Consider the following 19,740-nt stretch of genomic DNA (forward strand, 5'->3'; position numbering starts at 1 on the left):
GCCCCTACCGACCGATGATGAGGCTCATCGCCTCGGCCCGGGTGGCCGGGTCGCGCAGCTGGCCGCGCACGCAGGAGGTGATGGTCTTGGCGCCGGGCTTGCGGATGCCGCGCATCGACATGCACATGTGCTCGCACTCGACCACGACGATCGCCCCGCGCGGCTCCAGGATCCGCATCAGCGCGTCGGCCACCTGACTGGTCAGCCGCTCCTGCACCTGCGGCCGGCGGGCGTAGACGTCGACCAGCCGGGCGAGCTTGGAGAGCCCCGTGATCTTGCCGTTGATGGACGGGATGTACCCGACGTGGGCCACACCGCGGAACGGCACCAGGTGGTGCTCGCAGACCGAGGTCAGCTCGATGTCCTTGACCAGCACCATCTCGTCGTGGCCGAGGTCGAAGGTGGTGGTGAGGACGTCCTCGGGCTCCTGCCAGAGGCCCGCGAATATCTCCTTGTAGGCACGCGCGACCCGGGCCGGGGTCTCCAGCAGACCCTCGCGGTCCGGGTCCTCCCCCACGGCCAGCAGCAGCTCGCGGATGGCGTTCTCGGCCCGCTTCTGGTCGAAGGCACCGACGGCGGGCGGACCGTCGAGCGTCACCGGGTCGATCATGCGGGCCTCGCTTACTCGTGGGAAGACTCTGGCTGAACAGCACGGATGCCGCGCCTCCAGGGTACAAACCCTGGTGACGCGGCATCCATTCCCCGTGGAGCGGGGGTCAGCCCTCGGTCGGCGGCTCGGTGGCCGGCAGCGGCGGGAGCTTCACGACGTCCACCGGAGCGCCCTCGCCGGAGGCGGCGCCGTTGGTGAGCGCCAGCTCCTTCGGGGACTGCACCGGAGGCCGGGTCGACGGCGTGCGGCGGGCGGAGCCCGTCCAGGCCGGCCGGGCCGGGCGCTTGACGATCGGCGCGAAGATCTCGGCGATCTGCTCCTTGTTCAGGGTCTCCTTCTCCAGGAGCTCCAGGACCAGGTTGTCGAGCACGTCGCGGTTCTCGACCAGGATCTCCCAGGCCTCGTTGTGCGCGGTGTCGATGAGCTTCTTGACCTCTTCGTCCACCAGCCCGGCGACCTCTTCCGAGTAGTCGCGCTGGTGACCCATCTCACGGCCCAGGAAGGGCTCCGAGTTGTCGGATCCGAACTTGATCGCACCGAGGCGCTCGGTCATGCCGTACTGGGTGACCATGGCCCGGGCCGTCGCGGTGGCCTTCTCGATGTCGTTCGAGGCGCCGGTGGTCGGGTCGTGGAAGACCAGCTCCTCCGCCGCGCGCCCGCCCATCATGTAGGCGAGCTGGTCGAGCATCTCGTTGCGGGTGGTCGAGTACTTGTCCTCGTCCGGCAGCACCATGGTGTAGCCGAGGGCCCGGCCGCGGGACAGGATGGTGATCTTGTGCACCGGGTCGCTGTACTGGCAGGCCGCCGCGACCAGGGCGTGGCCGCCCTCGTGGTACGCGGTGATCTTCTTCTCCTTGTCGGACATGATCCGCGTGCGCTTCTGCGGACCGGCCACGACGCGGTCGATCGCCTCGTCCAGGATGCCGTTGTCGATCAGCTTCTTGTCCGAGCGGGCGGTCAGCAGCGCCGCCTCGTTGAGGACGTTCGACAGGTCGGCACCCGTGAAGCCGGGGGTGCGCTTGGCGACGGCCGACAGGTCGACGTCGGGCGCGATCGGCTTGCCCTTCTGGTGCACCTTGAGGATGTCCAGCCGGCCCTGGAGGTCGGGGCGCTCCACCGCGATCTGGCGGTCGAAGCGGCCCGGGCGCAGCAGCGCCGGGTCCAGGATGTCGGGGCGGTTGGTCGCGGCGATCAGGATCACGCCGCCCTTGACGTCGAAGCCGTCCATCTCGACCAGCAGCTGGTTGAGGGTCTGCTCGCGCTCGTCGTGGCCGCCGCCGAGGCCCGCACCGCGGTGCCGGCCGACGGCGTCGATCTCGTCGACGAAGACGATCGCCGGGGCGTTCGCCTTGGCCTGCTCGAAGAGGTCGCGGACGCGGCTGGCGCCGACACCGACGAACATCTCGACGAAGTCCGAGCCGGAGATGGAGTAGAACGGCACCCCGGCCTCGCCCGCGACGGCGCGCGCCAGCAGGGTCTTGCCGGTGCCGGGCGGGCCGTAGAGCAGCACGCCCTTGGGGATCTTGGCGCCGACGGCCTGGAACTTGGCCGGCTCCTGGAGGAACTCCTTGATCTCGTGGAGCTCCTCGACCGCCTCGTCCGCGCCCGCGACGTCGGCGAAGGTGGTCTTCGGGGTGTCCTTGGTGAGCAGCTTGGCCTTGGACTTGCCGAACTGCATGACCCGGGAGCCGCCGCCCTGCATCTGGTTCATCAGGAACAGGAAGACCAGGACGATGATCACGATCGGGAGCATCGACAGCAGCAGGCTGACGAAGGTGCTCTGCTTCTCCGGGCTGATGGTGTAGCCCTCGGCGAGCGTGCTCTGGTCCTTGTCGTTGACCTGGGCCTGGAGCTTGTCGGCGATGGCGACGCCCTGGTCGCCGATGTACGAGGCCTGGAACTTGGTACCGGACGGGACCTTGCCCGTACCGGAGCTGGGCAGCGCGGCGCCGTCCTTCAGCTGGATCTTGATCGTGTTCGAGTCACCGGTGGTGATCTGCGCCGACTTGACGTTGTGCGCGTCGATCGCCGCGACGACCTGACCGGTGTCCACCGTCTTGTAGCCGTTCGAGTCCGAAACGACCTGCATCAGTACGATGACGGCGAGGACGGCCAGCACGATCCACATGATCGGCGCACGGAAGTATCGCTTGACGTCCATCCATGCGGGGCGTTGCCGCCCCGTCCCTCCTGCCACTCAACGGCGCCGGGGGTCTGTTGGGCCGCGGCGCATCCGAATTAGTGCTCATGTGAAGAGCGGTTTATTGGACCGTACCGCAGTCGGACCCGCCCATGGCGGGAGCACGGCGACACGGCTTTGGTTCTTTGTCCCCCCGGGCTCAACGGGCGGGAACGGCCTACTGTTCCCGCCCGTAACCCGAACGGGGCCCTCAGCCGCCGTAGACGTGCGGGGCGAGGGTGCCGATGAAGGGGAGGTTGCGCAGCTTCTCCGCGTAGTCCAGGCCGTAACCGACCACGAACTCGTTGGGGATGTCGAAGCCGACGTACTTCACGTCGATCTCGACCTTGGCCGCGTCCGGCTTGCGGAGCAGGGTGCAGACCTCCAGCGAGGCCGGGCCGCGCGAGCCCAGGTTGCCCAGCAGCCAGGACAGCGTCAGACCGGAGTCGATGATGTCCTCGACGATCAGGACGTCACGGCCGGCGATGTCGGTGTCCAGGTCCTTCAGGATCCGCACCACGCCGGAGGACTTGGTGCCCATGCCGTACGAGGAGACGGCCATCCAGTCCATGGTGACCTGCGAGTGCAGGGCCCGGGCGAGGTCGGCCATGACCATCACGGCCCCCTTGAGGACGCCGACGATCAGCAGGTCCTTGCCTGCGTAGTCCCGGTCGATGCGCTCGGCCAGCTCAAGGAGCTTGGCGTCGATCTCGTCCTTGCTGATGAGCACCTTCGCGAGGTCAGCGCCCATGTCGTTCTGGTCCACCGGGGATACGTCCTCAAACGTTCGGGGTCTGTGTGGCCGGCGGTCGGCTCCCCCGGGGCATGCCTCGCCCGTCAGTCGCCCTGCCGCCGAAAGACCAGCGTGCCACACCTGCGGGTGGCCTCGACGCCCCCGGGTAGGTGCAGCGGGCCCTGTCCGCGCCAACCGGTGACCAGCAGGTCGATCGTCTCCAGGTGCCGGGCGAAGAGGTCCCCGGCCGGACAGCCCGCCCGCAGCGCGGCCCGGCGCAGCACCCGGCGGCGCACCGCCGGCGGCAGTTCGGCCAGTTTCACGGCGTCCAGGGCGCCGTCGCCGGCACGGAGGTCGCGTTCGGCCAAGGAGGCCCACTGGTCGAGGGCGTCGGCATCGTCGCGGAACAGCCGGGCGGTGCGGGCCAGCGCCTCGACCACTCCGCCGCCCAGGTGCTTCTCCAGGACCGGCAACACCTCGTGGCGGACCCGGGAGCGGGTGTAGGCGGGATCACAGTTGTGCGGGTCGTCCCAGACCGGGATCGACTGGGCGGCACAGGCCTGCCGGGTGGCGGCCCGGTCCAGCTCCAGCAGCGGGCGGCGGTAACGGCCCTTCTGGGCCGGCATCCCGGCCAGCGAGCGGGCGCCGGAGCCGCGGGCGAGGCCCAGCAGCACGGTCTCGGCCTGGTCGTCCCGGGTGTGGCCGAGCAGCACCGCGACCGCGCCGTGGCGGTCGGCGGCCTCGTCCAGGGCGGCGTAGCGGGCGTCCCGGGCGGCGGCCTCCGGGCCCCCGGCGCGACCGACCCGCACCGGGATCGCCTCCACCGGGTCGAGGCCGAGCGTGCGCAGCCGGTCGGCCACCTGGGCGGCGCGCTCGGCGGAGCCGGCCTGGAGGCCGTGGTCGACGGTGACGGCGCCGACCCGCAGGCCGATCTTGGGGGCCTCGAAGGCGGCCGCGATGGCCAGCGCCATCGAGTCCGCGCCGCCGCTGACCGCGACCAGGACCAGCGGCGAGCCGGGCGCGGCCGGGGTGCGGGGCAGCCCGGAGGGGTGGCGCGCGGCGTTGCCGATCAGGGTGGTGCCGACCGCGGCACCCACCAGCGGCGTCCCGGCCGAACGCTCCCGGGGCTTGCGCACGGGCGCGGTGAAGGTGGAACCGGCCTCGGCGGCGAGGTCGGTGAGCGTACGGCGAACGGCCAGGCGTATCGCGGCGACGGCGGGGTGAGGGCCCACGGCGGACGACTCCTCGACGGAGGGGGACAGGACTCGCGGCGGACGCGGCGGGAACCGCGCACCGCGTGAGCGCCCTGTTACCGGGCGCTCACAGATGGTGGCAGAAAGGAGCGACCCGCTACGCCACCCGCGCCACCGGTACGACCACCGTCCCACGTACGGGTGAATGAAGAAACGCTTCTTCACCCGCCGTCTGCCTGATTGGACCACTCGTACGAGCGGGTTTGACCAACGCACGCCGCTTGCCGCCCGGCTCGCGGCGCCTGCGGCACCACGGCGCGCTCAGCGGGCCACCCGGGCCACCCAGGCGGCCGGATCGTGGATCTCGTCCTTGGTCGGCAGGGTGTTCGGGGAGGTCCACACCCGGTTGAACCCCTCCATGCCGACCTGCTCCACCACGCCGCGCACGAACACCGCGCCGTCCTGGTACTGACGCAGCTTCGCGTCCATGCCGAGCATCCGGCGCAGCAGCAGGTCGAGCCGGTTGGCGCCGCGGTCCCGGCGCTGCTGGAACTTCTCCCGGATCTCGGCGACCGTCGGCACCACGGCCGGTCCGACGCCGTCCATCACCACGTCCGCGTGGCCCTCCAGCAGCGACATCACGGCCGTCAGCCGGCTGAGGATCTCGCGCTGCGCGGGCGACTGGACGATCTCCAACAGGTTCCCGGACGGGGCGCTCTCCCGGCTGCCTCCGCCCGGCAGGCCACCGAGCGAACCCGCCGCGTCCCGCAGCCGCTCCAGCAGGGCGCCCGGGTCGACGTCCGTCTCGGCGAGGAAGGACTGCACCTCGGACTGGATGTGGTCGCGCAGCCACGGCACCGCGGTGAACTGCGTCCGGTGCGTCTCCTCGTGCAGGCAGACCCAGAGCCGGAAGTCGGACGGGTCGACGTCCAGCTCCCGCTCGACGTGCACGATGTTCGGCGCCACCAGCAGCAGCCGACCCGGCCCGGGGCCCTCCGGCCCCAGCCGCGGCTTGTCGAACAGCGCGGCCGGGCTGTCCGGCGCCTCCAGCGGGGGCTCGGCCGGGGCGAAGGTCTCGTACTGGCCCAGCACCTTGGTGGCCAGGAACGCCAGCAACGCCCCGACCTCGATCCCGGTGGCCTTCTCGCCCACCGCACCGAACATCCCGGCCGTCGCGCTGTTCGCCCGACGCGCCTGGAGCTTCTCCACCAACGGCTGGACGACCGTACGGAAGCCCGCCACGTTGGCCCGGATCCACCCGGGGCGGTCCACCACCAGCACCGGCGTCGCCACGGCCCGGGACAGGCTGGACGAGCGCATGCCGGTGAACCCCCGCACGTGCTCCTCCGCCTCCAGGGCGTGCCGGCGCAGCTCGGCGACCACCGCCGCCGCTTCCTCCCGGCTCACTTCCGGCCCCGGCCGCACCAACCTGGTCGCGGTTGCGACCGCGAGGTTCCAGTCGACCATGTCAGCACCGCCACTCGCGCTCGTCATGCCCTCACCGTACGTGCTCCCCACCGCCAACGGCAGCCACCCGCCGCGAACACCTGTCCCCGACGGCCCGCGGCCCGACTCGCCCGACCCGCCGACTCGGCCGGGCCCGGGGCGGTGACGGCACTCGGCAGCGGGCCGCCTGGTGCCCGTGACCGCCGCGGTCCGGGACGACCGTGCCGTGCCCGGCCGTACGGGGACCCGGCGGGACGGCCCGCACGGGGCGGGGCCCGGTCAGTGGCAGCCGCAGGTGGCGAGGCGGGCGGCGACGCGGTCCATGGCGGCACGGGCGGTCTCGGCGGCCGCGCTGCGGGTCATGACGGCGAAGGCGAGGAGGCGGCCGTCGGCGTCGACGACGGTGCCCGCGAGGGTGTTGACACCGGTGAGGGTGCCGGTCTTGGCCCGGATCAGGCCGGCCGCGTCGGCGGCGCCGGACCCGGAGCCGTAGCGCTTGTTGAGGGTGCCGGTGAAGCCGGCGACCGGGAGGCCGGTGAGCACCGGGCGCAGGGCGGGGTGCTGCTCGGAGGCGGCCAGCACGAGGAGTTGGACCAGGACGGCGGGCGGGATCGCGTTGCCCGGGTGCAGGCCGCTGCCGTCGTTGAGGAGCACGTTGCCCATCGGCACGCCGAGCCGGGCGAGTTCCTGGGTGACGGCGGCCGCGGCGCCCTCGAAGCTCGCCGGCTGGTGGGCGGCGATCGCGACCTGACGGGCGATCGCCTCCGCGAGCTGGTTGTCGGAGGTGGTCAGCAGACGTTCGACCAGCCGGGCGACGGTCGGCGAGTGGACCTCACCGAGGGGGGCCGTACCGGAGACGGCCGGGGCGGGGGCGGGCGCGGCGGCGGGTCCGGCCTTGCCCGTCACGGTGATGCCGCGGGCCTTGAGCAGCGTGGCGAAGGTCTCGGCGGCCGCGGCCGCCGGGTCGGCGACCCGGTCCGGCGCGTCCTCCCGGCTCTTCGGGTCCACCCTGCCCTCGTCCACCATCAGCGGGACCACCAGGGCGATGTTCTGCGCGTCGTGGTTCCTGTGCTGCGGGCTGCCCGCGTACATCGACAGGTCGTAGTCCAGCCGGACCGTCGTGGTGCCGAGGCTCTTGAGGGTGTCGGCGGTCTGCTGGGCGAGGGCGTCCAGCGAGGCGGGGGCGGTGTCGGCGTCGGCCGGCTGCCCGCCGATCTGCACCTGGTCGGCGGGCAGCGCGGTGAGCGTCGGGTCGCCGCCGCCGACCAGGGTGATCGTGCCCGGGTCCGCGCCCCGGACCACCCGGGTGTGCAGCCGGGTGTCGCCCGGGAGGAGGGACAGGGCCGCGATCGCGGTGGCCAGCTTGGTGGTGGAGGCGGGGGTGGCCGGTGCGTTCTCCCCGGAGCCGTACAGGAGCCGGCCGGTGCCGGCGTCGGCGACGGCGAAGGTGACCTCGCCGAGGCTCTTGTCGGCGAGGGCGGCGGCGAGCATCTGCTGGAGGCCCTGCGCGGTGGGGACGGCGGCGCCCTCGCCGTCCTCGGCGGCCGCCAGGACGGCGCCCGGCGCGGGGGCCGGGCGTCCACCGGGTGCGTCACTGCCGCCACCGGTGGGCGCGGAGGCGGCGGGCGGCGCGGCCCGGCGGGTGGGGTCGGCGCCCGGGCTGTCGCTCGACCGGGAGGCGGCACCGCCCTTCCCGTGGTCGCCCTTCCTCCCGTCGCGGCCGCCCTGCCCGTCGTGGTCCTCGTCCCCGCCGTGCCCGGCGCTGTGTCCGCCCGGCGGCGGGGACGGCTGCGCATACGCACCGCCCGAGGTCAGGACCGTGCTGACGACCAGGAGCGCCGCTCCGAACAGCCCCGCGGCCGTCCCCCCGCGACGGCGCGCCGCTCCTCCCCCTGCTCCCACCGACCGGCCCCTTTCCCGAGCACCCACTCCCGTAGGAGACACTTGGATTCTGTCAGTCCCTACCTTGGAGGAACCGTTGGAGTTCGACGTCCTTATCGAAATCCCGAAGGGCTCTCGTAACAAGTACGAGGTCGACCACGAGACCGGCCGTCTGCGGCTCGACCGGATGCTCTTCACCTCGACCCGCTACCCGGCCGACTACGGCTACGTCGAGGGCACGCTCGGCGAGGACGGCGACCCGCTGGACGCCCTGGTCATCCTGGACGAGCCGACCTTCCCGGGCTGCCTGATCAAGTGCCGCGCCATCGGCATGTTCCACATGACCGACGAGGCCGGCGGCGACGACAAGCTGCTCTGCGTCCCGGCGACCGACCCGCGCTGGGAGCACCTGCGCGACATCCACCACGTGTCGGAGTTCGACCGCCTGGAGATCCAGCACTTCTTCGAGGTCTACAAGGACCTGGAGCCGGGCAAGTCCGTCGAGGGCGCCGACTGGGTCGGCCGCGCCGAGGCCGAGGCCGAGGTCACCGCTTCGATCAAGCGTCTGGCGGAGCAGGGCGGTCACTGAGCCGTCGTTCCGATCTCATTCGATCGAGGACGGTTCGAGGTAGGTCGGGACAGCCCGGGGCCGGGGTCCGCGGATTCGTCCGCGAACCCCGGCCTCTGCCGTGTCCGGGGGCGGTACGCCTTGCCGACAGCCTGTCGGCATGGGGTGGGGTCGGTCGGGGCGGCCGAACCGGGTCAGTCCTCCAGCCGGAAACCGACCTTCATGCACACCTGGTAGTGCTTGATCCGGCCGTCCTCCAGGTGGCCCCGGACCTGCGAGACCTCGAACCAGTCGAGGTTGCGCAGCGTCCGGGAGGCCCGCTCCACCCCGTTGCGGATCGCGGCGTCGACGCTCTCGGTCGAGGACCCGACGATCTCGGTCACCCGGTACACGTGGTCGGTCATGGCGGACTCCCTCAGCTGTGCGACGGCCCCGGGTCCACCGTGCACCGGCCCGGGTCGGCCCGCACCCCGAGGGGCCGCCTCCGCCCCGGGCAGCCGCGCCGGGACGGGCCTCAGAACGCCGCCCGCACCTCGCCGACCGGCACGCCGCCGCCGAACAGCCGGGCCGCGCCGATCCGCTCGACGGTCTCGTCCGCCCCGGTCACCCCCAGCCTGCGCAGCGCGGCCGCCAGCACCGGGCCGCGGGCCCGCTCGGCGCCGTCCTCGATCTTGAAGGCCAGCGCCCGCCCGTCCGGCAGCGCGACCACCTGCACGGCCTCGGCACCCATCTTGGACAGCGCACCCGGCACCGCCCGCATCAGCCAGGTATCGGCCCGGCGGGTGCCGGCCACGTACTCGGGGTGGGCGCGCATCGCGTCGGCCACCCGGCGCGGCTCGGTGCCCTCGGCGGCCAGCACGAGGCCGCGGTAGCCGCGGGCCAGGCCGGTCAGCGACACGGCCAGCAGCGGCGCTCCGCAGCCGTCCACCCCGGCGTGCGCGGCGGTCTCGCCGGTGCCCTCCTCCAGGGCCTCGCGGGCCAGCCGCTGGATCGGGTGGGCCGGGTCGAGGTAGCCGTCGGCGTCCCAGCCGTTGGCCGCGCAGGCGGCCAGCCATCCGGCGTGCTTACCGGAGCAGTCCATCAGGATCGGGGCGCGTCCGCCGCCGGCGGCGAGCAGCAGTTCCGCCTCGGTCTCGTCCAGCGGCAGGTCGGCCGGGGTGCGCAGGGCCGACTCGTCGAGACCGGCGGAGCCGAGGATGCTCCGCACCCCATCGAGGTGAAACGATTCTGCGGAGTGGCTGGAGGCCGCCAGCGCCAGCAGCTCGCCCTCGATCGCCAGCCCGGCCCGCAGCGTGGCCACCGCCTGGAACGGCTTGGCGGTCGACCGCGGGAAGACCGGGGCGTCCGGGTCACCGAGCGCGAACTCGACCGAGCCGTCAGCCGCGAGCAGCACCAGGGAGCCGTGGTGGCGGCCCTCGACGAAACCGGAGCGCACGACCTCGGCGAGAACGGGCGCGGTGGCGGGCAGGGACATGGCGGATGAGCCTTCCGGGGCGAGGGTGGGCCGGGAGCGAGCCGGGCCCACCGCCCACGGCGACTCACCCGGTCAGAGCGGCCCTCCTGCGAGCAGGTCGTCGACCCGTGCTTCCCCATCACGGTACCTGCGGGTGATCTCAGCGCTGCAACCGTCGGCCGTGCGCAGCAGCCGCCGGCGCCGTCCGGACACCTCGCGCTCGTGCGCCCGCAGCCGCTCCAGGGCGGCCAGCAGCTCCTCGGCCGGGTGCGCCGCCAGGTCGGCGAGCTGGACGTCGCCCATCAGCGCGTCCGCCTCCAGCCGGGACTCCCGGGTGCGCGGCGGGCCGAGGGTGACGTGCCGGGCCGAGCGCCGCACGGTGGAGGGCGCGTCGGTCAGGATGGCCGGCAGCCGGTCCAGCAGGTCGCCGGGGGCCGGGTCGGGGCCGGACGGGCCGGGCGCACGGACCGGGTCCACGCCGGGCCGCCGGTCGAGTTCGGCGCGCAGGATGTCCATCCGCCCGTGCAGCAGCCGCCGCAGGTAGGACAGGTCGGCCTCCTGCTCCAGGGTCTCCCGGCGCAGCACCCGCAGCTGCTCCAGGCCCAGCCGCTCCAGGTCGGGCTCGCCCTCCGTCCCCACCGTCGGACCGTCCGGATCCCCTGAGGCCCGCACCACCGGCCCGGACCGGTCCCGCGCCGCGCTGCTCGCGTCCATCACTTATCCACCTGACGTCGTCCGATCCCGCCCGCTCGCGGCACCCCGCCCTGCCACCGGTCCGGCCCGTCCCCCGACGCGCCGCGCATCCCGTCCGCCGGCACGCCCGGGAGCCCCGGAGGTACCGGTCCCCGGCCGCGACCGCCCACCGGGGCGGCACCGCCGGAACGCCCGACCCACCGGCTCGACCGCCCGGCCGAACCCCGGCCCGGCGCGGCGGACCTCCTGGCGCCCCGGACCCTTCGTACGGTCCACCAGCGTGCCACCCCGCCCGGCGCACGCGCACTGCCCGTGCACCCGAACGGCCCCCTGGCGAACAGGGGTGGCTGATATGACCGGCCCTTTCCGCAGGAAGAGCGGCGCCCGATCCGGCGCAGGCGCACACCGCCGGGCGTGCACTACCCCTGCGCGCGCCCCTGGTGTGCGCCCTGAGGAGGCCGCTGGGGCGTGCAGGGGAGGGTGCGACGCGGCCCGGGTGCGGCGCAGTCGCGGGGAGGCCCGGGGGTCCTCCGGGGGCCGTACAGCGCTCCGGCACAATGGCGGCATGCGAGCAGTGGTGCAGCGAGTGACCGAGGCCCGGGTGACCGTGGCCGGTGAGACCGTGGGCGCGATCGAGGGGCCCGGGCTCTGCGTCCTGGTCGGCGTCACCCACGACGACACCCCCGCCAAGGCCGCCCGACTGGCCCGCAAGCTCTGGACGCTGCGGCTGCTCCCCGCGAACGACGAGGGCGTCGAGCAGAGCTGCTCGGACCTCGGCGCCCCGCTGCTGGTGATCAGCCAGTTCACGCTCTACGGCGACGCCCGCAAGGGCCGTCGCCCCACCTGGAACGCCGCCGCCCCCGGCCCGGTCGCCGAGCCGCTGGTGGACGAGGTGGTGGCGCAGCTGCGCGCGCTGGGCGCCAAGGTGGAGACGGGCCGGTTCGGCGCCGACATGCAGGTGGCGCTGGTGAACGACGGCCCGTTCACCGTGCTCGTCGAGGTCTGAGCGGCCCCTACTGCGGGACGATCACGTCCTGGGTGCCCGGCACCGTCCCGGCCAGCAGCACGGCGTCCACCGGGACGTTCCGCTTGACGATCGCCAGCGCGATCGGCCCCAGCTCGTGGTGCCGGGCGGAGGAGGTCACGAAGCCCAGCGCCCGCCCGTCCGGGTCGGTGGCCAGCCGCACCTCGGTGCCGTGCGGGGGCAGCGTCTCCTCGGTGCCGTCCAGGTGCAGGAAGACCAGCCGGCGCGGCGGGCGGCCCAGGTTGTGCACCCGGGCGACCGTCTCCTGGCCGCGGTAGCAGCCCTTCTGGAGGTGGACGGCGGTGCGCAGCCAGTCCACCTCGTGCGGGATGGTCCGGTGGTCGGTCTCGAAGCCCAGCCGGGGCCGGTGGCCCTCGATCCGCAGCGCCTCGTACGCCCAGACCCCGGCCGCCGGGCCGAACCCGTCGGTGAACCGCTCCAGCTCGCCGCGCGGCACGAACAGATCACGCCCGTACGGGAGTTCGCGGACGGCGGCGGCACCCTCGACGGACGCGGTGGAGCCGGCCGGAAGGTGGACCACGGCGTACTCGGCGGTCGCGTCGGCGACCTCCACCCGGTAGAAGAACCTCATGCTCTCCAGGTAGGCCACCAGCGCCTCCTGGGTGCCCGGCTCGACGTGCGCCCAGGTGGTGGTGCCGTCGTCCACCAGGTAGAGCGCGTGCTCCACGTGCCCGTTCGGGGAGAGCACCAGCGCCTCGGCGGCCTGCTGCGGCGGCAGCTCGCTGACGTGCTGGGTGAGCAGCAGGTGCAGCCAGGAGAGCCGGTCCGGGCCGGTCACGGTGACCACGCCGCGGTGCGAGAGGTCGACGAAGCCGGTGCCCTGCGACAGGTTGCGTTGCTCTCGGAAGATGTCGCCGTAGTGGGCGGCGACACCCTCGTCGGCCCCCTCGGCGGGGACGGCTCCGGGCAGGGAAAGCAGCGGGCTCTTCACACCGGTCATACCGGCCAGCTTACGACCGGTCCCCGACGAGCTTGGCAGTGCAGTCGGCGCAGCGGCCGAAGATGGCGAAGTGCTTGAGGTCGGTGTCGAAACCGTGCCGCTCGCGCAGGCTGTCGATCAACGGCTGGGCGATCTCGGTGCCGGTCTCGGTGACCTTCTCGCAGTCCCGGCAGACCAGGTGCAGGTGGTGGTGGCGGCCGGCCAGGTGGTAGGTCGGGGCGCCGTGGCCGAGGTGGGCGTGCGAGACCAGGCCCAGCTCCTCCAGCAGCTCCAGGGTCCGGTAGACGGTGGAGATGTTGATGCCGCTGGCCGTCCGGCGGACGTGGCAGAGGATGTCGTCGGGGGTGGCGTGGTCGAGCTCGTCGACGGCCTCCAGCACGAGCTGCCGCTGTGGAGTGAGCCGGTACCCGCGTTCGCGCAGGTCGGCCTTCCAGTCGTCGGAGAGGTGCCGATCGCCGGAGAGCTGCCAGTCGGTGGTGCCGGTGTCCGCCACGGTGCCGTCCCTGCCAATGGTCGGGGTCCTGGATGCAAGTGTAGGGACCGGCCGCGGGCCGGTCCCTACCTCGTGCGCGGAAGTGCCGGCCGTCCGATCACCCGGGGCCGATCACTTCGAGCCGGTCACTTGAAGAAGGCGATGCCGTCGTCCGGCAGGTCGTTGATGTCCTTGATCAGCTGGGCCGGGCTGAGCACCTTCTTCAGCTGCGCGGACATGTACGGGCGCAGCGGCACGTTCGGGGCGGCCTTCTCGCCGACCCAGAGCAGCTCGCCGTTGACGAAGCCGTACAGCCGCTTGCCGCCGGAGTACTCCGGCGAGCCCTCGATCCGGGCCACCGCGTCGGTGGAGACGTCGACCTGCGGCTTGCCGTCGGCCAGTTCGCCGTACCAGATCTCGACCGTGCCGTCGTCGCGGACGGAGGAGATCTCGATCCCCCGGGCACCGCTGGTGCCGTCGTGGTTGCTGGTGATGCGCCAGAACGCGTGCTCGTTCTCCAGCGGACGGACCTTCTCGCCCTCGTTGTTCAGCACCCAGGTGCGGGAGCGGAACTCCAGGAAGGGGCGGCCGTCGTGGCGGATCACGATCTCCTGGCCGAAGTTGCACTTTTCCGCGCCCGGGAAGTCGAAGACGCCCGCGCCCTCCCAGGTGCCCAGGAGGAAGGCGAGCGGGACGACGTCCTTGTGGAGGTCAGAGGGGATCTCGATCATGTTCCTGGTCGCTGTTCTCGTCGGTGTGGGACTGCCTCAACCGTACGGCAGACTCAGCGCTGGCCCTGGTACAGCTTCATCACCGAGAAGATGGCGAACCAGGTGATCAGCACGGCCATGAGGGCCAGCAGACCGTCGAAGAAGATTTCCAGACCGGACACGGGGGGCTCCCAGGCGGCGACAGTGTGGTGGATTTTGCTCCGCTCACTCTATCCGCCGGTCTCCGGCCGGTCGCGGTGAGCCCCACCACGTCACCGTTCGCGCCGTCCTCCCGCGGCTGCCCAAGCTTTGCCCAAGGGTTCCGGGGATGCCGGACGGCGGGGGTGTCGGCACCTCTAAGGTGGCGCCATGCCGAAGAAACTCGTCATCAAGGTCACCGCAGGGGCGGACGCGCCGGAGCGGTGCTCGCAGGCGTTCACGGTGGCGGCGGTGGCCGTCGCCAGCGGGATCGAGGTCTCGCTCTGGCTGACCGGGGAGTCCTCCTGGTTCGCCCTGCCGGGCCGGGCGGCGGAGTTCGAACTGCCGCACGCGGCGCCGCTGCCGGACCTGCTGGAGTCGATCCTGGCGGCCGGCTCGGTGACGCTGTGCACCCAGTGCGCGGCCCGGCGCGGGATCGAGCAGAAGGACACCGTCGAGGGGGTCCGCATCGCGGGCGCCCAGGTCTTCGTCAGCGAGATCATGGCGGACGGCGTCCAGGCGCTCGTGTACTGACGCCTCTCGTGCCCTGACGCCCCTCGTGCCCTGACGCCCTAGGGACGCTGCTCGTGGTCGGGGCGGTCCCGGTCGTGGCCGGGGTCGTCCCACTTGGGGTCGTCCCAGCGCGGGTCGTTCCACCAGTCGTCGTCCGGGTCCCGCTTGTTGGCGAACACCGCGGCAGCGGGCGGGATCACCATCGCGACCACGCACATGCCGATGGCCGCCCCGACCGAGAAGAAGCGCACCACGCCCCAGGCCATGACGAACAGGCCCAGGCACACGCCCATCATGGCGAAGTAGTAGCGACGCCGCCGCCTTGCCTGCACCCCTCCACGGTACGGCCGAGGGCCCCTGCGCGGCAGGGGCCCTCGGGGTGGTCCGGACTGGTTCCGGCTCCGGTCAGACCGCGATCGCGACCTCGACGGCGGTGCCCTGGGAGGCCACCACCTGACGGTCCACGGTCTGGCCCGGCACCAGCGCGCGCAGGGTCCACTTGCCCGGGCGGGCGAAGAACCGGAACTGGCCGGTCGCCGAGGTGGGCACCTCGGCCGTGAACTCGCCGCCCTCGTCCAGCAGCCGGACGTAGCCGTTGACCGGCTCACCGTCGCGGGTCACCGAACCCTGGATGATCGTCTCGTTCGCCACGTCAACTCCTGCCAGGTCCGGGCCGCCGGCCTTCGCACCGCACATGTCTGTTCTTCCCTTCTGACTTACGGGTCGAGCCGGGGGCTCAGTTGCTGCCGAGCTCGATCGGCACGCCGACCAGGCTGCCGTACTCGGTCCACGAGCCGTCGTAGTTCTTGACGTTCTCCTGACCGAGCAGCTCGTGCAGCACGAACCAGGTGAGCGCGGAGCGCTCGCCGATGCGGCAGTAGGCGATGGTGTCCTTCGCCAGGTCGATGCCCTCGGCCTCGTACAGCGCCTTGAGCTCGTCGTCGCTCTTGAAGGTGCCGTCGTCGTTGGCGTTCTTGGCCCACGGGATGTTGCGGGCGCTCGGCACGTGGCCGGGGCGCTGCGACTGCTCCTGCGGGAGGTGGGCCGGGGCGAGCAGCTTGCCGGAGAACTCGTCGGGCGAGCGCACGTCGACCAGGTTCAGGTTGCCGATGGCGGCGATCACGTCGTCGCGGAAGGCGCGGATCGAGGAGTCGGCGGCCTGCGCCTTGTACTCGGTGGCGGGGCGGGCCGGCACCTCGGCGACCAGGTCGCGGGAGTCCAGCTCCCACTTCTTGCGGCCGCCGTCCAGCAGGCGGACGTCGCCGTGGCCGTACAGCTTGAAGTACCAGTAGGCGTACGAGGCGAACCAGTTGTTGTTGCCGCCGTACAGGACGACGGTGTCGTCGTTGGCGATGCCCTTGGCGCTGAGCAGCGCCTCGAAGCCGGCCTGGTCGATGAAGTCGCGGCGGACCGGGTCCTGGAGGTCCTGCTTCCAGTCGATCCGGACGGCGTTGCGGATGTGGTTCTTGTCGTACGCGGAGGTGTCCTCGTCGACCTCGACGATGACGACCTTCGGGTCGTCCAGGTGGGCCTGGACCCAGTCGGCGTCGACCAGGACGTCGCTGCGGCTCATGGTGGTGTTCTCCATCCGAGGGCGGTTGTGCGGAAGGTGCTGGCCAGGAGGGTGCTGCAGGGGTGCCCGGGTGGGTGCGGTCCGAAATCCAGTCCGAATACCGGGACGAGGGGGTGGACCGGTGCGACCGGGCAGGGAACTGCGGAGGACGTCGGCGACTGCCAGCCCGCAGGGCCGGGCACGGTCGCCGGGAAGATCGGCGGCGGGCGTCAACTGCCCTGCCGGAACGCCGAATCAGCGCATTCGACACAGACAGGCGGCCACGCGGCACAGGTCTACCGCCCGCCGCTTCGTGAGATCCGTCTGTCGCTTCATGCCGACGATGCTAGGGACACCGGAGGCCCGCTGTCATCAGCGTATCGAATAGTGGGATCAAAACAACCGGATGCTGGGATTTAGCCCCGGCCCGGACCGAAGGGGCCCGCCCGGAGGCCCTCCGGCGGCATGCACGGGGCGGAAACGGCACCGCTCCGCGGTCCGCGCTGGACAGCGCGTCTCGCGGAGCGGAACGATTCGGCGGGACGGGAACGGGCGGCCGGGGGCCCGGGGCGGGACCGGCAAAGGGGCGGGGATCAGCCCAGGAGCTTGACGCCCTTGCCGTCGAAGGTCAGCTGGAGGCCCTCCGGCAGCGGCGTCACGCCGCCGTCCCCGCCCTCCTTGTCCGCCAGCTTCAGCCCGGCCGGCAGCGAGTCCAGGGTGAAACTCATCGGCTCGACCTGCTGGTTGGTGACGCCGGCCACCACCCCCGCCAGCGAGCTCAGCCGGAAGCCGTCCACCGTGACGGTGTTCCCCTTGTTGTGCACGGTGCCCTCGCCGATCGCGATCGGCCCCAGCGAGGCCTTGACCTTGCCCGGACCGGCGTAGGACAGGCTCAGCCGGGAGTTGCCGCCCACCGGCAGCTTCGTCCCGTGCAGCAGCTGGGAGGCGGGCGGCAACAGCTGCGCGAGGTCCGGGTAGGAGATCACCCCGCTGCCGGTGCCGCTGTCCACCGTGGCACTGCTCATGCTGTCGCCGACCTCGACGCCGGAGAGCCGGGCCTTGAACGAGTGCAGCGCCACCTGGTGGCTGCCGTCGCCGACGGTCAGGCCGTCGGAGGAGATCCGGACGTCGTCCAGCTTCATCGACAGCACCTGGGTGAGGAAGGGGAAGCCCCCGATCGAGACGTCCGGGCGCTGGCTCATCCGGCCGCTCTTCACGATCCGGTCGGCGGCCTCGTCCTCGGCCACGCCCACCGCGATCCGGTCGGCGCCCAGCAGCAGGCCGGAGAGCACCGCCAGGCCGATCGTGGCCTTCAGCCATCCGCGCATCGTGTCCCCTGTCGTCGCCGGTCACCGGCGTCGTTCGTCGCTGTGGTCGTTCGCAGTGGGTCGCTCACCGTTCCGTGGCGGACGCAGGACACGTCCGCCCCTCGCACGACCGTACGACGTCCCGCCCCGGAACATGGTTCCGGGGCGGGACGTCGATCCGCAGCGGCCTGGACGGAAGGGTCAGGCCAGCAGATCGGTGGCGATCCACATCAGCGGCGCGGCCACCGCCAGCGGCAGCGCCACGCCCGCCGTCATGTGCACGAAGCGGGACGGGAAGTCGTACCCCGCGACCCGGCGGCCAATCAGCGCGCCCAGTCCGGCCAGCGCGCCGAGCGCCACCGGCGCCCCGACCAGCAGGCCCAGTGCCACCGCCGCGGCCAGGCCCAGCACCGGGCCCAGCTGCTTCGGTCCGGGCAGCGGCGCCGCGGCCAGCAGGGTGGCCAGCGCGACCGCGCCCACCCCGGCCGGCACCCAGTCGGCCAGCAGCAGCGCGGTGCACAGCGCCGTCACCACGGTGGCCGAACCGAGCACGGTCAGCGCGTAGAACCGCTCCTTCGGGTCCGACGGACGGAACGTCTGCAGCACCAGGACGAGCAGGAAGAACCCGCCCAGGGTGCCCACCACGGCCGCCACGCCGCCGTCGGAGTCCGCCAGCAGCACCGCCACGTCCGCCGTGAAGCCGGCCAGCGCGGCGAGCAGGATGCCCTGCCGGGCGGGCCACATGCCGTTCAGCCGGAACCAGCCGGCCGCCGTCAGCAGCTGGAGCAACGCGACCACCAGGGCCAGCGCGATCTGCCCGAGCGCGGCGCCGCCGGCCAGCAGCGCGGCCGCGCCGGCGGTGATCAGGGCCGGCTGCAGGCCCGGGTCGATGATCGGCGAGCCGGTCCGGCCGCGCGGGCCGGCGGGCGGCGCGGACTGCGGCGGGACGGCCGCGTACGGCGGTGCGGCGGGGACGCCCGGCGGGCCGGGGACACCGGCCACGCCCAGCGGCCCGGGCGCGGCCGGACGCTTGAGCGTCATGGTCGGCGGGTCGAAGGCCTCCGCCGCCGCCTGCTGCGCGGGGGCCGGCTGCGGCGCCGGGGCCGCGTGCCGGGCCCGGGGCCTCGGCGGCTGCTGGAGCTGGATCGTCGGGTCCGGCTGGGGCTGCTCCGGCCGCCGACGCCGCTGATGCGGCTGCGACTGCTGGGGCCGGCGGGGCTGCTGGTGCGGCTGGGGCTGGGGGGGCTGCTGCGGCCCGCCCGGCATCGCACCGGACACCACCACCGGCGGCAGCAGCGCCGTCGCCTCGGCGTCGTCGAACGCGGGCACCGGCGGCAGCAGGGTGGTCGCGGCCGCGTCGTCGAACGCGGGCACCGGCGGCAGCAGGGTGGTCGCCGCCGCGTCGTCGAACGCGGGCACCGCCGGCAGCACCGCGGTCGCCGCCGCGTCGTCCACCGGGTAGCCGTACGGCGGCTGGTGGCCCGGCTGCTGCGGCGGGAAGTGCGGATGCGGGTGCTGGTGCGCCTGGGGCGGGTACGGCTGCTGCGGCTGGTGGGGCTGCTGCGGCCACTCGCCGTAGCCGCCGTGGTTCGGGTGGTTCGGGTTGTTCATGTCCGTCACGCCGCTCAGCCTCCCGCGAACGGCGGGAGGACCTCCACCGTCCCGCCCTCGGTCAGGGCGACGGCCGCGTGGTCGCGGCCGCCCACCTGGGCCCCGTCGACCAGGTACGAGCAGTGCCCGAGCAGCCGGACGAGCTTCGGCCGGTCGGCGTGCCGCTCCTTGGCCGCCGCCAGCGCCTCCGCCAGGGTCGCCGCCTCGTACGGCTCCTCGGCCAGCCCGGCCTCGGACTTCGCCGCCGCCCAGTAGCGGATCGTCCCGCGCACCCGGGCGCCGCTCGCGGGCTCGGTGGTCGCGCCCATCGGGCCACCCCTTCTCGTCGTCCTCGCCCGGTCCCGGTGCCCCGGTCCGGCTCGCCACCGCGCCGGCCGTCCGACCACCCGAACGATGGACCCGAACAGCGCTTCCGATGTGCGCCCCCATGATGGCGTGTCCGCCGCCACGAGCGGCAATCGCCCTGGCCGGACGGGCACCGGCCTCCCGCCGGACCGCCGTCGAGGGGCGCCGGACCGGCGCTCGAAGTTGTGTCCAGCCTCACCCCGGTGCGCGCCCGAATGAGGCGAACCGCCGGATTCCCGCACTCCCGGCCAAGGGGCGGGGTCGGCTATCCTCGACCACCATGAGGGATCC

General features: G+C 73.1%; 22 protein-coding genes. 3 read left to right on the forward strand and 19 right to left on the reverse strand.

Features of this window, described 5'->3' with window-relative positions:
- Nucleotides 1–4: 4 nt before the first annotated feature.
- The 6 genes from folE to dacB all read right to left on the reverse strand — a co-directional run bounded on the left by folE (nt 5) and on the right by dacB (nt 8,063).
- The gene (gene folE, locus AB0O11_RS32895; protein WP_224281666.1) at nt 5–610 is read right to left on the reverse strand and encodes a GTP cyclohydrolase I FolE; all 606 of its coding nucleotides are present in this window, start codon (nt 608–610) and stop codon (nt 5–7) included.
- A 106-nt stretch (nt 611–716) separates the two neighbouring features.
- The gene (ftsH, locus tag AB0O11_RS32900) at nt 717–2,771 is read right to left on the reverse strand and encodes an ATP-dependent zinc metalloprotease FtsH (protein WP_363394369.1); all 2,055 of its coding nucleotides are present in this window, start codon (nt 2,769–2,771) and stop codon (nt 717–719) included.
- A gap of 229 nt (nt 2,772–3,000) precedes the next feature.
- Nucleotides 3,001–3,555 carry a hypoxanthine phosphoribosyltransferase gene (gene hpt / locus AB0O11_RS32905; RefSeq protein WP_030059589.1) on the reverse strand — a complete coding sequence of 185 codons (555 nt, stop codon included), beginning with the start codon at nt 3,553–3,555 and terminating at the stop codon, nt 3,001–3,003.
- A gap of 71 nt (nt 3,556–3,626) precedes the next feature.
- A complete protein-coding gene (gene tilS, locus AB0O11_RS32910) occupies nt 3,627–4,754 on the reverse strand; it encodes a tRNA lysidine(34) synthetase TilS (protein ID WP_363394371.1) in 1,128 nt (375 codons plus the stop codon).
- 282 nt (nt 4,755–5,036) lie between these two features.
- Complete coding sequence (locus AB0O11_RS32915) at nt 5,037–6,209, reverse strand: zinc-dependent metalloprotease (RefSeq protein WP_363394372.1); 1,173 nt, start codon at nt 6,207–6,209, stop codon at nt 5,037–5,039.
- Nucleotides 6,210–6,440: 231 nt separating this feature from the next.
- Nucleotides 6,441–8,063 carry a D-alanyl-D-alanine carboxypeptidase/D-alanyl-D-alanine-endopeptidase gene (gene dacB / locus AB0O11_RS32920; RefSeq protein ID WP_363394374.1) on the reverse strand — a complete coding sequence of 541 codons (1,623 nt, stop codon included), beginning with the start codon at nt 8,061–8,063 and terminating at the stop codon, nt 6,441–6,443.
- Between the two features lie 76 nt (nt 8,064–8,139).
- Between dacB and AB0O11_RS32925 the strand changes: the two genes are divergently transcribed.
- Nucleotides 8,140–8,631 carry an inorganic diphosphatase gene (locus tag AB0O11_RS32925; RefSeq protein ID WP_188300447.1) on the forward strand — a complete coding sequence of 164 codons (492 nt, stop codon included), beginning with the start codon at nt 8,140–8,142 and terminating at the stop codon, nt 8,629–8,631.
- A 173-nt stretch (nt 8,632–8,804) separates the two neighbouring features.
- Here AB0O11_RS32925 and AB0O11_RS32930 read toward each other — a convergent pair whose 3' ends face one another.
- From AB0O11_RS32930 to AB0O11_RS32940, 3 genes are all read right to left on the reverse strand, one after another.
- Complete coding sequence (locus AB0O11_RS32930) at nt 8,805–9,014, reverse strand: dodecin (RefSeq protein WP_224285507.1); 210 nt, start codon at nt 9,012–9,014, stop codon at nt 8,805–8,807.
- A 110-nt stretch (nt 9,015–9,124) separates the two neighbouring features.
- The gene (locus AB0O11_RS32935; RefSeq protein WP_363394377.1) at nt 9,125–10,084 is read right to left on the reverse strand and encodes an asparaginase; all 960 of its coding nucleotides are present in this window, start codon (nt 10,082–10,084) and stop codon (nt 9,125–9,127) included.
- A 72-nt stretch (nt 10,085–10,156) separates the two neighbouring features.
- Nucleotides 10,157–10,777, reverse strand: coding sequence for an ABC transporter substrate-binding protein (locus AB0O11_RS32940; protein WP_363394379.1), 621 nt, complete (start codon nt 10,775–10,777; stop codon nt 10,157–10,159).
- A 544-nt stretch (nt 10,778–11,321) separates the two neighbouring features.
- On the opposite strand from AB0O11_RS32940, the gene dtd reads away from it, so the two are divergent.
- Nucleotides 11,322–11,762, forward strand: coding sequence for a D-aminoacyl-tRNA deacylase (dtd, locus tag AB0O11_RS32945; protein ID WP_363394381.1), 441 nt, complete (start codon nt 11,322–11,324; stop codon nt 11,760–11,762).
- Between the two features lie 7 nt (nt 11,763–11,769).
- On the opposite strand, the gene AB0O11_RS32950 is transcribed toward dtd, so the two are convergent.
- The 3 genes from AB0O11_RS32950 to AB0O11_RS32960 form a co-directional block, all read right to left on the reverse strand.
- Nucleotides 11,770–12,732, reverse strand: coding sequence for a folate-binding protein (locus AB0O11_RS32950; RefSeq protein ID WP_363394440.1), 963 nt, complete (start codon nt 12,730–12,732; stop codon nt 11,770–11,772).
- Nucleotides 12,733–12,751: 19 nt separating this feature from the next.
- Entirely contained in the window at nt 12,752–13,234 is a 483-nt protein-coding gene (locus AB0O11_RS32955; RefSeq protein WP_363394383.1) for a Fur family transcriptional regulator, read from the reverse strand.
- 125 nt (nt 13,235–13,359) lie between these two features.
- Nucleotides 13,360–13,944 (reverse strand): FABP family protein, encoded by a 585-nt coding sequence (locus AB0O11_RS32960; RefSeq protein WP_363394385.1) that lies wholly within the window; start codon nt 13,942–13,944, stop codon nt 13,360–13,362.
- Between the two features lie 348 nt (nt 13,945–14,292).
- Between AB0O11_RS32960 and AB0O11_RS32965 the strand changes: the two genes are divergently transcribed.
- A complete protein-coding gene (locus AB0O11_RS32965) occupies nt 14,293–14,655 on the forward strand; it encodes a DsrE family protein (protein WP_189924813.1) in 363 nt (120 codons plus the stop codon).
- Nucleotides 14,656–14,693: 38 nt separating this feature from the next.
- On the opposite strand, the gene AB0O11_RS32970 is transcribed toward AB0O11_RS32965, so the two are convergent.
- From AB0O11_RS32970 to AB0O11_RS33000, 7 genes are all read right to left on the reverse strand, one after another.
- A complete protein-coding gene (locus AB0O11_RS32970) occupies nt 14,694–14,966 on the reverse strand; it encodes a DUF3099 domain-containing protein (protein ID WP_363394387.1) in 273 nt (90 codons plus the stop codon).
- Between the two features lie 73 nt (nt 14,967–15,039).
- Complete coding sequence (locus tag AB0O11_RS32975) at nt 15,040–15,330, reverse strand: DUF1416 domain-containing protein (RefSeq protein WP_030059605.1); 291 nt, start codon at nt 15,328–15,330, stop codon at nt 15,040–15,042.
- A gap of 40 nt (nt 15,331–15,370) precedes the next feature.
- On the reverse strand, nt 15,371–16,207 hold the full coding sequence (locus tag AB0O11_RS32980) for a sulfurtransferase (RefSeq protein WP_363394389.1): 837 nt from the start codon (nt 16,205–16,207) through the stop codon (nt 15,371–15,373).
- 234 nt (nt 16,208–16,441) lie between these two features.
- Nucleotides 16,442–16,522: an Ms5788A family Cys-rich leader peptide gene (locus tag AB0O11_RS32985; RefSeq protein ID WP_350517234.1), complete on the reverse strand. Its 81-nt coding sequence runs from the start codon at nt 16,520–16,522 to the stop codon at nt 16,442–16,444.
- A gap of 257 nt (nt 16,523–16,779) precedes the next feature.
- Nucleotides 16,780–17,514, reverse strand: coding sequence for a DUF2993 domain-containing protein (locus AB0O11_RS32990; protein WP_363394391.1), 735 nt, complete (start codon nt 17,512–17,514; stop codon nt 16,780–16,782).
- Nucleotides 17,515–17,694: 180 nt separating this feature from the next.
- Nucleotides 17,695–19,113, reverse strand: coding sequence for a hypothetical protein (locus tag AB0O11_RS32995; RefSeq protein WP_363394393.1), 1,419 nt, complete (start codon nt 19,111–19,113; stop codon nt 17,695–17,697).
- A gap of 5 nt (nt 19,114–19,118) precedes the next feature.
- Nucleotides 19,119–19,412, reverse strand: coding sequence for a MoaD/ThiS family protein (locus AB0O11_RS33000; RefSeq protein ID WP_224281820.1), 294 nt, complete (start codon nt 19,410–19,412; stop codon nt 19,119–19,121).
- Nucleotides 19,413–19,740: the final 328 nt, after the last annotated feature.

This window comes from Kitasatospora sp. NPDC093102, from assembly GCF_040683915.1.
GTDB lineage: Bacteria > Actinomycetota > Actinomycetes > Streptomycetales > Streptomycetaceae > Kitasatospora.

Coding starts and splice junctions, on each gene's coding strand:
- AB0O11_RS32985 (WP_350517234.1), bottom strand. CDS start 16,522: ATGAAGCGACAGACGGATCTCACGAAGCGGCGGGCGGTAGACCTGTGC.
- AB0O11_RS32980 (WP_363394389.1), bottom strand. CDS start 16,207: ATGAGCCGCAGCGACGTCCTGGTCGACGCCGACTGGGTCCAGGCCCAC.
- AB0O11_RS32960 (WP_363394385.1), bottom strand. CDS start 13,944: ATGATCGAGATCCCCTCTGACCTCCACAAGGACGTCGTCCCGCTCGCC.
- AB0O11_RS33000 (WP_224281820.1), bottom strand. CDS start 19,412: ATGGGCGCGACCACCGAGCCCGCGAGCGGCGCCCGGGTGCGCGGGACG.
- AB0O11_RS32940 (WP_363394379.1), bottom strand. CDS start 10,777: ATGGACGCGAGCAGCGCGGCGCGGGACCGGTCCGGGCCGGTGGTGCGG.
- folE (WP_224281666.1), bottom strand. CDS start 610: ATGATCGACCCGGTGACGCTCGACGGTCCGCCCGCCGTCGGTGCCTTC.
- AB0O11_RS32975 (WP_030059605.1), bottom strand. CDS start 15,330: ATGTGCGGTGCGAAGGCCGGCGGCCCGGACCTGGCAGGAGTTGACGTG.
- AB0O11_RS32935 (WP_363394377.1), bottom strand. CDS start 10,084: ATGTCCCTGCCCGCCACCGCGCCCGTTCTCGCCGAGGTCGTGCGCTCC.
- AB0O11_RS32965 (WP_189924813.1), top strand. CDS start 14,293: ATGCCGAAGAAACTCGTCATCAAGGTCACCGCAGGGGCGGACGCGCCG.
- AB0O11_RS32990 (WP_363394391.1), bottom strand. CDS start 17,514: ATGCGCGGATGGCTGAAGGCCACGATCGGCCTGGCGGTGCTCTCCGGC.
- ftsH (WP_363394369.1), bottom strand. CDS start 2,771: ATGGACGTCAAGCGATACTTCCGTGCGCCGATCATGTGGATCGTGCTG.
- AB0O11_RS32915 (WP_363394372.1), bottom strand. CDS start 6,209: ATGACGAGCGCGAGTGGCGGTGCTGACATGGTCGACTGGAACCTCGCG.
- dtd (WP_363394381.1), top strand. CDS start 11,322: ATGCGAGCAGTGGTGCAGCGAGTGACCGAGGCCCGGGTGACCGTGGCC.
- AB0O11_RS32930 (WP_224285507.1), bottom strand. CDS start 9,014: ATGACCGACCACGTGTACCGGGTGACCGAGATCGTCGGGTCCTCGACC.